This window comes from Vibrio sp. RM-69-4, assembly GCF_024743775.1.
Taxonomy (GTDB): domain Bacteria; phylum Pseudomonadota; class Gammaproteobacteria; order Enterobacterales; family Vibrionaceae; genus Vibrio; species Vibrio anguillarum.
In genome coordinates, this window is the sequence record NZ_JAMQXI010000007.1 from 1 (window position 1) to 12,188 (window position 12,188).

At 41.6% G+C, this 12,188-nt stretch carries 9 protein-coding genes, 1 rRNA gene and 1 other annotated feature; of the genes, 6 read left to right on the plus strand and 4 right to left on the minus strand.

The window, feature by feature from the left end; genetic code table 11:
- The 4 genes from NB504_RS00065 to rluD all read right to left on the minus strand — a co-directional run.
- Positions 1–92: ribosomal RNA gene (locus NB504_RS00065) — 16S ribosomal RNA — on the minus strand; the annotation flags it as partial.
- Positions 93–615: 523 nt separating this feature from the next.
- Positions 616–3,192 carry an ATP-dependent chaperone ClpB gene (gene clpB / locus NB504_RS00070; RefSeq protein ID WP_026027339.1) on the minus strand — a complete coding sequence of 859 codons (2,577 nt, stop codon included), beginning with the start codon at positions 3,190–3,192 and terminating at the stop codon, positions 616–618.
- A 107-nt stretch (positions 3,193–3,299) separates the two neighbouring features.
- On the minus strand, positions 3,300–4,025 hold the full coding sequence (gene pgeF, locus NB504_RS00075; RefSeq protein ID WP_258428052.1) for a peptidoglycan editing factor PgeF: 726 nt from the start codon (positions 4,023–4,025) through the stop codon (positions 3,300–3,302).
- Complete coding sequence (gene rluD, locus NB504_RS00080; protein ID WP_013857530.1) at positions 4,025–4,999, minus strand: 23S rRNA pseudouridine(1911/1915/1917) synthase RluD; 975 nt, start codon at positions 4,997–4,999, stop codon at positions 4,025–4,027. Before rluD ends, pgeF begins: the two co-directional genes overlap by 1 nt.
- A 155-nt stretch (positions 5,000–5,154) precedes the next feature.
- Between rluD and bamD the strand changes: the two genes are divergently transcribed.
- The 6 genes from bamD to yjjX all read left to right on the plus strand — a co-directional run bounded on the left by bamD (position 5,155) and on the right by yjjX (position 12,173).
- Entirely contained in the window at positions 5,155–5,880 is a 726-nt protein-coding gene (bamD, locus tag NB504_RS00085; protein ID WP_013857531.1) for an outer membrane protein assembly factor BamD, read from the plus strand.
- A 448-nt stretch (positions 5,881–6,328) separates the two neighbouring features.
- Positions 6,329–6,655, plus strand: coding sequence for a ribosome hibernation-promoting factor, HPF/YfiA family (hpf, locus tag NB504_RS00090; protein WP_026027341.1), 327 nt, complete (start codon positions 6,329–6,331; stop codon positions 6,653–6,655).
- Between the two features lie 108 nt (positions 6,656–6,763).
- Positions 6,764–6,883 (plus strand) — a sequence feature (Phe leader region).
- A 12-nt stretch (positions 6,884–6,895) separates the two neighbouring features.
- A complete protein-coding gene (pheA, locus tag NB504_RS00095; RefSeq protein WP_026028075.1) occupies positions 6,896–8,074 on the plus strand; it encodes a prephenate dehydratase in 1,179 nt (392 codons plus the stop codon).
- A gap of 215 nt (positions 8,075–8,289) precedes the next feature.
- Positions 8,290–9,336, plus strand: a complete 1,047-nt coding sequence (locus NB504_RS00100) for a spermidine/putrescine ABC transporter substrate-binding protein (RefSeq protein WP_017042910.1) — start codon at positions 8,290–8,292, stop codon at positions 9,334–9,336.
- Complete coding sequence (locus NB504_RS00105; RefSeq protein WP_258428053.1) at positions 9,320–11,674, plus strand: bifunctional diguanylate cyclase/phosphodiesterase; 2,355 nt, start codon at positions 9,320–9,322, stop codon at positions 11,672–11,674. The genes NB504_RS00100 and NB504_RS00105 overlap by 17 nt, the downstream gene beginning before the upstream one ends.
- A complete protein-coding gene (gene yjjX, locus NB504_RS00110; protein WP_258428054.1) occupies positions 11,646–12,173 on the plus strand; it encodes an inosine/xanthosine triphosphatase in 528 nt (175 codons plus the stop codon). Before NB504_RS00105 ends, yjjX begins: the two co-directional genes overlap by 29 nt.
- Positions 12,174–12,188 lie beyond the last annotated feature (15 nt).

Below are 12,188 nucleotides of genomic sequence, written 5' to 3' on the forward strand. Positions count from 1 at the left end.
AAGGAACAAGTTCCTCTGTGCTGCCGCTCGACTTGCATGTGTTAGGCCTGCCGCCAGCGTTCAATCTGAGCCATGATCAAACTCTTCAATTAAAGTTTTGTTGGTCCTAAGACCGGCTCAATGAATACTGACTTCAAAACTGCTCTTACTCGAAAGTAAAAAAGTAATTTTAAAGCTATTGTTGTTCCAACAGAACAACAATGAATTGACTGTGCCAAAATCAAGTAAACTTGATTCTGATTGGTCACTCAGTTCATTGATAAATCTTTTTTGATTATCATCAACGAGTGCCCACACAGATTGATAGGTTTATATTGTTAAAGAGCTTGCTTGGATGCTTATCTAAAAGCATTCAAAGCGGACGAACATTCTAGCGATATAACCTTAAGTGTCAAACACTTTATCGATTATTTCTTTTAAACAAGTGTTCATCTATTATCAGCAGAAGTAACTAGCACTGCCCTGACAACGAGGCGCATTATAGGTAGTTTAGAGAAGGACACAAGTCTTAAAATGAAACTTTCTCATAAAAACGAACCAATAGCTCACAAAAGAACCAATGAGAGCAATTTTCAAACAAAAAGGGCCGTTTCTGGCCCTTTTGAATGTAAATGTTTAGTCTTGATGAGCAATAATTTGGTCATTGCTAACAACTAGCTTAACTTTTTTATCCGGTAGGATTCTTCCTGCCAAGATTTCTTTCGCTAATGGATTTTCAACGCTTTGTTGAATAGCGCGTTTCAATGGTCTTGCTCCGTAAACAGGATCAAACCCAACTTGAGAAATCAGCTCTAACGCTTTTTCAGATACCTCAAGCTGATAACCTTTCTCTTCCATTCGTTTACCAAGACGGGCTAATTGAATAGAAGCGATCGATTTAATTTGTTCTTGCGCCAACGGATGGAATACTACACTTTCATCCACTCGGTTTAAGAACTCTGGTCTAAAATGTTTACCTACAATCTCCATTACCTCTTTTTTAATGCCTTCATAATCCAAGCTTGCGAATTTTTCTTGAATTTGTGAAGACCCTAAGTTTGAGGTCATAATTACCACTGTATTACGAAAATCAACTGTGCGTCCTTGTCCATCAGTTAAGCGCCCATCATCTAATACCTGTAGCAGGATATTAAAGACATCAGGGTGTGCTTTCTCAACTTCATCCAACAAGATAACCGAGTACGGTTTACGACGAATAGCCTCGGTCAAGTAGCCACCCTCTTCGTAGCCCACATAACCTGGAGGCGCGCCGACTAATCGCGCTACTGAGTGTTTTTCCATAAACTCAGACATGTCGATTCGCACCATGGCATCTTCACTATCAAACATAAAGTTTGCGAGTGTTTTACACAATTCAGTTTTACCCACACCAGTTGGCCCTAAGAATAAGAAGGAACCAATCGGTCTATTTGGATCAGATAACCCAGCCCGGCTACGGCGAATCGCATTTGATACCACTTCGACGGCTTCAACTTGTCCGATAACTCGTTGATGCAGCGCATCCTCCATTTGCAGCAGTTTTTCTTTCTCAGCTTCCAGCATTTTAGAAACTGGAATACCAGTTTGCTTTGAAAGCACTTCCGCAATTTCTACATCAGTTACTTTGTTGCGCAGCAAAGTCATCTCTTGCATTTCAGCTTGAGTTGCAAGGTCGAGCTGCTTTTCAAGTTCAGGAATTCGGCCATATTGAAGTTCTGACATACGGTTCAAGTCACCCGCTCTACGTGCGAAATCCATATCCATACGCGCTTGCTCTAATTCGGACTTAATATGCTGAGTACCCGAAAGAGCTGCTTTTTCCGCATTCCAAACTTCTTCCAGCTCGGCAAACTCGCGCTCTTTCACTTTTAACTCTTCGTTTAACACCTGTAAGCGTTTTTCACTCGCTTCATCGTGTTCATTCGTTAGCGCTTGTTGCTCAATTTTCAGCTGAATAATTTTGCGCTCAAGCTTATCTAAAGATTCTGGCTTTGAATCTATTTGCATTCGAATACTTGAAGCGGCTTCATCGATCAAGTCAATCGCTTTATCGGGCAACTGGCGATCAGAAATATAACGGTGCGATAAGCTCGCAGCAGCAACAATAGCGGGATCGGTGATCTCCACATGGTGATGGAGCTCATAACGCTCTTTCAAACCACGCAAAATAGCTACTGTGTCTTCTACGCTAGGTTCATCAACCAGTACCTTTTGGAAACGTCGCTCAAGTGCCGGATCTTTCTCTATATATTGACGATACTCGTCTAAAGTGGTCGCACCGACGCAGTGTAGATCTCCTCGAGCCAGAGCGGGCTTAAGCATATTCCCCGCATCCATTGCGCCTTCGCCTCGACCTGCACCGACCATAGTGTGCAACTCATCAATAAAGAGGATGACATTACCCTCTTCTTTCGCTAGCTCGTTAAGCACCGATTTTAAGCGTTCTTCAAATTCACCACGATACTTAGCCCCTGCGACCAAAGACCCCATGTCTAATGACAATACTCGACGACCACGTAGACCTTCTGGCACTTCATTATTAATAATGCGCTGCGCTAACCCTTCCACAATCGCCGTTTTACCTACACCGGGCTCACCAATAATCACGGGGTTGTTTTTGGTCCGGCGTTGCAATACTTGAATGGTGCGACGAATTTCATCATCACGCCCGATGACAGGATCAAGTTTGCCTTGTTCCGCTCGTTCAGTTAGATCTATTGTGAATTTCTCAAGCGCTTGTCTTAGCTCTTCTGCATTTGGATCATTCACTTTCTGACCTCCACGCACTTTTTCTATTGCTTCAGAAACTTTTTTCTCGGTAAGCCCTATTTCTTTGAGTAATTGACCAAGCGCACCCTTATCTTCTAGTGCGGCTAGCAAAAATACTTCCGAAGAAATGTAGGAATCTTGCCGTTTTTGCGCGAGTTTATCGCACAAATTGAACATAGTACCCATTGCGCTAGAAAGCTGAACATCACCACCGATACCGCTAACTTTTGGCAAACGGTCTAATATCTCACTGAGCTTCGAGCGCAATTGCATAACGTCCACACTTAACATAGTAAGAAGTGGACGAATTGGACTGCCATTTTGATCGAGCAATGCCACCATCAAATGAACAGGCTCGATATATTGATGATCACGGCCTAATGCCAATGATTGAGCATCAGAAATGGCAATTTGAAATTTGCTTGTAAATCGATCAAGACGCATACCAACTTTCCTCACCTTAATTGAGAAACTAATCTTACATAGCTAAAGATGGCTACGTACTAGTGCTTTTTCAAGGGGCAAGTTAGGGAAGATTGATCTTGCGTAAGTTACTCTTCGATCCAAATAAATGAAGCTTGGCGACCTGTGATTCCGTCGCGTCGATAGGAATAAAACTGATGAGGATTACGGAAGGTACAAAGGCCGCTATCTGATATTTCTGAAACACCGCATTGATGCAACCTTAACGTAGCTAACTGTGCAATATTTGCTAGCCATTTTCCATTCTCTTGAAGAGAAAATGCGGCCTTTGCTTTGGTATTTTGATCAACAAAGGCATGGTATACATCATCACCGACTTCAAATGCCGTAGGACCGATAGTAGGACCGAGCCAAGCAAGGATATCACTAGAAAATTTGGCGAGCGCATTTTCGAGTATCCCATTAGCTAAACCGCGCCAACCAGCATGAACTGCAGCCACTTCGCTGCCTTGGTGATTAGTGAGTAGAACAGGTAAGCAATCAGCGGTCATTACAGAACAAACCACATTATGCTGATGGGTAAAAACACCATCGGCACTCAGAATCTGCTGAGTAGGTTGAGTAACCTCTAGCACTTGTGTTGAATGCGTTTGTTCAAGCCAAATAGGTTCAGAGGGCATCGCCGCTTGCTGCGTTAGCCATTGGCGATTTTTTTCAACGGATAAAGGATCATCCCCAACATGCATGCCTAAATTCAGCCCTTGATAAGGAGCTAACGAAAAGCCACCGACTCTAGTCGAGGAGAAAGCTTTTACATGTTTAGGTGCATTCCAGTTAGGGATGATCTTCTGCATTAGAACTCGTCTTTTTTATTCAACTTAGTATCTACGCGTAAAGCTTCCGCCATAATGATCATATCGTCAGGTACTGGCGCATGAAACTCTAGCATTTCACCAGTCACAGGATGCTCAAGTCGAAGCATAACGGCATGCAAAGCCTGACGATCAAAACCACGGATCATATCGGTCAGCTCTTGCGTTGCCCCTTTCGGAATCCTAGCGCGGCCACCATAGGCGGTATCCCCAAGCAAAGGATGCTGTAAATATGACATATGCACACGAATTTGGTGAGTACGGCCCGTTTCTAAACGCAACCGAAGGCGAGTATGTTCACGGAAATGCTCGGCCACACGATAGTGAGTTACCGCTGGTTTACCCATCGGGCTTACCGCCATCAATGTACGTTTTGTTGAGTGGCGGCCAATCGGCTTATCGATCATCCCACCAGCAGTCATAGTACCGATCACAATCGCTTCATATTCACGCGTAATCTTACGCTTTTGCAACGCTCGAACTAAGTGTGTTTGTGCAGGAACCGTTTTAGCGACCACCATTAGACCAGTCGTATCTTTATCCAAACGATGCACAATCCCCGCACGAGGTACTTCTGCAATAGCTGGATAGTGGAACAACAGTGCATTTAACACTGTGCCATCTGGAGTACCCGCGCCTGGATGAACGACAAAATCTCGTGGTTTGTTGATGACCATAATATCGTCATCTTCATACACGATATTTAAAGGTATATCTTGCGCTTCCCAACGCTCTTCATCTTCAAGCTCGGCTTGGACCGTAATGATTTCTCCCCCCATGACTTTCGTTCTTGGTTTAGTGATCACCTCACCATTGACCTGAACTTTGCCTTCTAAAAGCCACTCTTTTAGACGTGAACGAGAGAAATCTGCGAATAATTCAGCGACAGCTTGGTCTAAACGTTGACCTAACTGGCTATCTTTTACTGTATTTGTTAATTCAATCTGCTGAGCCATATCGAACTTTTTTAAAAACCGTGAGACTAATAGCGTCTAGTATGGATAAAATATGGCGGCATTGTATCTGTTACTGCTAAGAAAGTAACGAAACGATTTGTAAAGCGATTACGCACTCAATTAAGAAGCATTAATTCAAGGAAACGACTCCTGTCATGAAACACCACACTTTATCAGGCTTACTCGCATTATCACTGTTATTTGGCTGTTCAAGCAGCGAAGAGATTGTCCCTGATGTGCCGCCTTCTGAATTATACTCAGAAGCACAAACCTCACTGCAAAGTGGTAACTGGTTAACGGCCATTCAAAAACTTGAGGCGTTAGATTCACGTTATCCCTTCGGCGCGTATTCAGAACAAGTTCAACTTGACCTTATTTACGCTTACTACAAAAACGATGATCTTGCGTTAGGTTTAGCGACCATTGAACGCTTTACCCGTTTGAATCCAACCCATGAAAAAATGGATTGGGTACTCTACATGCGTGGTTTGACGCATATGGCACAAGATCGCAACTTCATGCATGACCTATTTAATGTCGATCGCGCGGATCGTGATCCAGAACCGGTAAAAGCTGCGTTTGCTGATTTTAAGAAACTGCTGCAACGCTACCCAACAAGCCCTTATGCAGAAGATGCTCATAAACGCTTATTCGCGTTAAAAAATAGGCTGGCTGAATATGACCTTGCCACAGCTGATTTTTACTTACGCCGTGAATCTTGGATTGCGGCCATCAACCGTGCTCAGGAGCTACAAAAAACGTATCCAGATACTGAAGCGGCTCGCAAATCATTACACATTCAGTTGGAAGCGTATAAACAGCTCAAACTGAACGATGCCATTGCCAGAACTCAAAAGTTAATTGCACTCAATCCACAATAGTTTGCAATAAGCTTAGGTACGCCATGAAAACCACTCACGCTTTGAGTGGTTTTTTTATTTGGAGTCGATGGGAATAATAACACGCCAGCAAAAGACGGCTGGAAAATGAGTGGTGCAGGGAAAACTGAAATAAAAAGGGAGGTGCTCAAAACATCGTTAGAATAAAGATCACAAAAAACACTTGAATAAGAAATGAGCAGCGCTCTTTTTAGGCCGCAAAAACACCCTAAAAATGGGAAATTCTTAGCTTGATCCTTTAACCAATCTATCCAGATTGATAGGAATCACAAGCTTTTTCGTTACTCTTTGTCAGCACTCTTTGCGTGAGATCACGTTTAAACTCGCCCTTTGAAATCACATTCAATAAAGTGATATATATCACATTACTTTAGTATTAAATCAGTAATCTGAAGTTAACCCATGAGGGATGCAACAGAGGAAAACATCTATGAAAGTAACTATCACTGGTAAAAATATCGACATCACCTCTGCAATCCGCACTCACATTGAGAGCAAATTTAAAAAACTAGAAAAATGGCAAGTGGATATCATAGGATGCCAAGCTAGCTTTAGTGAAGAGCCCAATAAACAAAAAAGATTCGAAGCTATTATCACGGTACCCAAAGGACAATTAGTCGCTTCTGCAACCCACGAAGATCTTTACGCAGCTATCAATGAGGTAGAACAAAAATTAGAACGCCAACTCAACAAACTGCGCCATAAACCGGAAGCTCGTCGTACCGACAAACCGGAAGTAGAAGAAGAAGTTGAATAAAGTTTAATATGATGAAAAATAGCGCTTTCAAGCGCTATTTTTTTGCTTGACGCTCTACGGTTGCTTGCTTATTGTGTCTTTACATTCAAAGAGAAATCACCTTCTTATGCACTTAACCTCACTGTTCTTTTTTGACTTCTTTTTTCTCCAATAACCTTGGAGGCATGGTCGTTGACAGAAGATAAGTCAAAAACGAACAGGAAGCCTCCCACTGGGAGGCTTTTTTACAAGGACATTTTTATGACTGAAAAGCACTATTCACTTGAAGAGATCCGCTTGCGACTGAACGAGCTTGATGATCAACTGCTAAACCTACTGGCAGAACGTCGAAAGTTCAGCATTGAAGTCGCTAAAAGCAAAGTGGAAACCGCAAAACCTGTGAGAGATGCAATACGTGAACAGCAACTTTTAGTCAAATTGATTAACACTGGTAAAGAAAAATACAATTTAGATGCTCAGTATATTACTAAACTATTTCATACCATCATTGAAGACTCCGTCTTGCTACAGCAAGCATACTTGCAGAATCTAGCCAATCCGCAACTGAGCCGTAAACCGCTGGCAAGGGTTGCTTTTTTAGGTGCTAAAGGTTCTTACTCCCATCTTGCAACCCGTGAGTACTTCAGTCGTAAAAATACAGAGTTGATCGAACTCAATTGCGATCAGTTTAAAGAAGTCACTAAAACAGTTGAATCAGGTCATGCTGACTATGGGGTATTGCCGATTGAAAATACCAGTTCAGGTTCAATTAACGAAGTGTATGATTTGCTGCAACATACTACCTTGTACATTGTCGGTGAGCTCACTTTACCGATTGAGCACTGCTTAGTCGCCACCTCTGAATTACGCTTGGAAGAGCTCAAAACCCTTTATTCACACCCACAACCCCACCAGCAGTGCAGCGAATTTTTAAGCCGCCTAAAAGGCGTTACGCTTGAAACCTGTGCAAGCACAGCTGATGCGATGCAAAAAGTACAGCAGCTTAATCGCAACGATGTTGCCGCAATTGGCAATGCTTCTAGCGGTAAACTGTACGGCTTACAATCGATCAAATCTAATATCGCCAATCAAACAGAAAACCAGACTCGCTTTATTGTTGTTGCGCGAAAACCCGTGGAAGTCTCTACTCAAATTCCAGCGAAGACGACATTAATCATGTCGACATCGCAACAAGCTGGTTCACTTGTTGAAAGCTTGTTAGTGCTGCAACGCTACGGCATCAATATGACCAAATTGGAATCGAGACCTATTATGGGTAATCCTTGGGAAGAAATGTTCTATGTTGATCTTGAATCACATCTTGATTCCATTGAAATGCAGCAAGCATTGAATGAGCTAACAAAAATCACTAAGCATTTAAAAGTATTAGGTTGCTACCCAAGCGAAAATGTTAAACCGACCCAAGTAAAACTTCAATAATCACATTTAAGTCAAATATTTGACAGAAGTCAGCTGACAGACATCAACATAGTTCATATAATGCCCAATCATTTCACACATAATTAATCACTATGTTTTGGGCTGTCAGCCTACTTTGAATTCACGGAATATATTCCGCACGTCATAAGATATCTGTGACACTTTCATTGTGAACGATGCCCTTTTCCAATAAATAAGGTTCATCTACTTATATCATGATGAAAATCCATCCTTTGGCTTTAATGCTATTTCTACTAGGCATTTCAGCGCACATTCGAAGCTCAGAGCTCAATATTTATTTGTGGGAAGACACTATGTCACCGCAAATCGTTGATCAATGGCGGCAAAGTAGCGGCATCGATATTAATCTATATCATTTTGATAATGACGATGAACGCAGTCTATTGATGGTCAAAAGTGTCCAGCTACCTTTTGATATTGTAGTGTTAGATAACGTATCAGCTCTTATCTACTCTCGGCTCAACACCTTTGAAGATCTTAGTGCTCTACCGAATAGAAAGCATAATGATACGAAATGGAATCAAGCGTGCGGTAGCCACGCTATTCCTTACTTTTGGGGAACCGTAGGCATCGTCTACAAAAAAAGTAAATTTCCAGCCAAACCCAAAAACTGGGCTGATCTCATCGACATGCCACCAGCACTCCAAGGCCATGTGGGGATGCTTCACGATACAGTTGAAACCCTGTTGCCAGCATTGTATGCCCAACAACAATCGCCAATTACAAATAACGATAATGCACTGAAACAGGCTTATCAAAAGATGCTATCCGTGAATCGCAATATCTTAACCTATGAATATATATTGAGTTACGTCCGAAGCCATCCTGACAGTGATGGCTTAGATATGGCACTCGCATATAGCGGTGACCAATTTTCATTGAATAAGTATTTTGGCAGCAATGATTGGGATTTTGTCACCCCGCAAGGCCGACCCTATATTTGGGTGGATTGTTTAGCCATCAACAGCAATTCAAAAAATAAAGAGCATGCAAAAGAGTTTATAAACCACTTATTGAGCCCAGAAGTTGCCGCAATAAATGCAAAAGATATTAAAGCTGCGACACCAAACTTAAGTGCCCTAAATTTAATGCCAGATAGTTACCGAAATGATGCATCATTATTTCCAAACCCAGCTTTGTTAGAACAAGGCATTATTGATAGCGAATTGCTCCCTGCCGATATTAGTTTGAGAGCAAAAATCATTAACAGTATTTTGGAACAACATGAAGCTCAACAATAGAATTCTGTTGCTGATAACACCGGTTATTCTTCTCAGTGCAGTGGCATCTAGTTACATTATCTACTCCAATCAAAAAGATGCTTTGCTGAAAAGAGAAGAAAGCTATCTTCAACTGAGTATGGAAAAACTCGCGGGTCACTTTCGTCAGACCCAATACCTGGTGAATAGCTACGCTTACACCCTAACGAAAAGCGATATCATTCGTCACTACGTTGCACATGAGCGCAACCCTTATCGAGAGTTAGAACTGGTTGATAACTTTCAGCAAACATTGGAGATTCTCCAATCACAAGAGAATAATTTTATTGCGTTATCGATTTTGGATGGCAGCAAAAATGTTCTTTATTATGCCGAAAATAGTGGTGATCCCTTCGCCAAAATCGATACAAAAATTCTCAACCACATACAAGACACTTTCGATAGCACACAGAAAACCTCTTATGTTGACTATACGACAAATTCCAGCGGTGAAGGTATTCTAGTTCGGTATGATGTTTTAGATACTCAAACACTTACGACACCGCTTAGCTATAACCGCGATAAAATTTTCTTTGTTGTTGTTTTCGTCGTACTAGAACCCTTTAATCGACTGATGAAGAAAATAGAATTTGATAACCGAAGTACCATTTTTTTCACTGACGCAGCGGATATTAAAAAGGTAGGATTAACGCAAACTGTTGAATTAAAATCAGATCTTTATGCCACGCTTGATCCTGCACAGTATCTAATTAACGACAAACTTTATGCCATTAAAAAACGGTTAGCGTTGTCGTTTGGAATATCGACTCTAGTGACTGTGTTGCTGCTTTTGTATTTATTATACCGGCATGTAATCAAGCCCATATCCCAATTAGATCAACAATTGAAAGAAGTAGAGAATAAGCAGCGTGACAATATCGAAACTCTTAAGAGTAACGATGAAATTGGCCGGCTATCCTCTCGTTTTTACGATATGTATCAGGAGCTTGATACCACATATAAGAAAACAAAAGCACTTGCAGAATACGACCACTTAACAAAACTTGCCAATCGCCACCACTTTCAACAATCAGTAGAAAGAGTGCTAGCAAACGCAAGACACACAGATAACATCTGGGTTTTGTATATTGATTTAGATAATTTCAAATACGTCAATGATAAATATGGACATCAGGTCGGTGATGCATTATTAGTCAACTTTGCACAGCATATTGGCTCATTGCGCAACTTTTTCTTTGAAAAGTATCAAGTAAAAAGCCTAGCAGCGCGGCTATCAGGGGATGAGTTTTCAATTTTTATTTCTACACCTGATAGTAGTTTTATACAAGCGGCAAGCGAATTTGCCACTCAGCTACTGATCCCATTACAAAACCAGCATAATTCACCGCTCGGAAATTTCCCTATCACAGCAAGTATTGGTATCGCTACCTACCCAACCGATGGCTATACCTTAGAAAAATTATTATCTAATGCTGATACGGCCATGTATCAAGCAAAAAATGCTGGGAAGAACCAAATAGCTTACTACTCGCCAGAGCTCAATAAGGGTGTTCAGCGCAGAGCCAACATTGAGCAAGCATTACGCCGAGGGGATTTTGATCAGGAATTTAGCTTGGTCTATCAACCTTATTTAAATCGTGCTGGCAATACAGTCTCAGGATTTGAAGTTTTACTTCGTTGGGAATCCAACCTGCTCGGTACGATTTCACCAAAAGAATTTATTCCGATAGCCGAACAAACCGGGTTATTTGGCAACATTGATCGCTGGGTCGTCCGTTCAGCTTTCGAGGAGTTCCATGCACTGCAAGCGATGTTTGAACACCCTGTTCAGTTATCGATTAACCTTTCATCAGCAGAATTAAACTCTTTACAGTTAGCTCATTACATTCATAAACATGCGCAGGAGAATGCAGTTCCTCCCCATTTGATTGATTTTGAAATTACAGAAACTTTTTCTGCCAATTCAAAAGGTTTTCCACTGCTTCACGAACTATCGCATTTAGGCTACGGATTGGCGATTGATGATTTCGGTTCTGGTTACACCTCCATTACTCAATTGGTGCAATATCCAGTACAAAAAATTAAGTTCGATCGGCTTTTTTTAGATACACTCATCACCACTGACAATCACAAGATCATTAAGCCTTTGATCGAACTTTGCCACTCTCAATCAATGCAAGTCACAGCTGAAGGGATTGAAAGTAAAGAGATGCATAATTGGCTTGCTGATTACCAATGTGATTTCATGCAAGGCTATTATTTTGCCAAACCAATGCCATTAAATGCGTTGGTTTCATGGTATCAACAACAAAAAGAGTTAAACGCTGTTTATGAAAAATGTGATCATTGCCTCTCTTAACCCGGCCAAAATCAATGCAGTCAAAAGTGCATTTGAAAGTACCTTTCCGCAGGATACTTTCTCATTTAAAGGGGTGAGTGTGCCCAGTGGTGTCGCGGATCAACCGATGACAGATGAAGAAACCCATCAAGGCGCACTTAACCGAGTACGAAATGCGAAAGAACAAGATCCCACGGCAGATTATTACGTCGGGTTAGAAGCGGGCATTGAGAATACAGTGACTTTTGCATGGATGGTGATTGAATCCGCCAATCATAGAGGAGAATCGCGTTCAGCCAGCTTAATGCTACCACCTCAAGTATTGAAGCTGTTAAGCCATGAAAATGAGCTAGGCGATGTGATGGATAAACTGTTTGACTGCCAAAATATCAAACAGAAAGGTGGGGCGATCAGCCTGCTCACTCATAACCAACTCACTCGCAGCTCGGTCTACCATCAAGCATTGATCCTCGCGTTAATCCCTTTTATCAACCCAGAGCATTTCCCTGCTAATTTATAAAAGGTTGGCAAACTC

Excerpts from the sequence above, each read along its gene's own strand:
- clpB (WP_026027339.1), bottom strand. The coding sequence starts at position 3,192 with ATGCGTCTTGATCGATTTACAAGCAAATTTCAAATTGCCATTTCTGAT.
- pgeF (WP_258428052.1), bottom strand. The coding sequence starts at position 4,025 with ATGCAGAAGATCATCCCTAACTGGAATGCACCTAAACATGTAAAAGCT.
- rluD (WP_013857530.1), bottom strand. The coding sequence starts at position 4,999 with ATGGCTCAGCAGATTGAATTAACAAATACAGTAAAAGATAGCCAGTTA.
- bamD (WP_013857531.1), top strand. The coding sequence starts at position 5,155 with ATGAAACACCACACTTTATCAGGCTTACTCGCATTATCACTGTTATTT.
- hpf (WP_026027341.1), top strand. The coding sequence starts at position 6,329 with ATGAAAGTAACTATCACTGGTAAAAATATCGACATCACCTCTGCAATC.
- pheA (WP_026028075.1), top strand. The coding sequence starts at position 6,896 with ATGACTGAAAAGCACTATTCACTTGAAGAGATCCGCTTGCGACTGAAC.
- NB504_RS00100 (WP_017042910.1), top strand. The coding sequence starts at position 8,290 with ATGATGAAAATCCATCCTTTGGCTTTAATGCTATTTCTACTAGGCATT.
- NB504_RS00105 (WP_258428053.1), top strand. The coding sequence starts at position 9,320 with ATGAAGCTCAACAATAGAATTCTGTTGCTGATAACACCGGTTATTCTT.
- yjjX (WP_258428054.1), top strand. The coding sequence starts at position 11,646 with ATGAAAAATGTGATCATTGCCTCTCTTAACCCGGCCAAAATCAATGCA.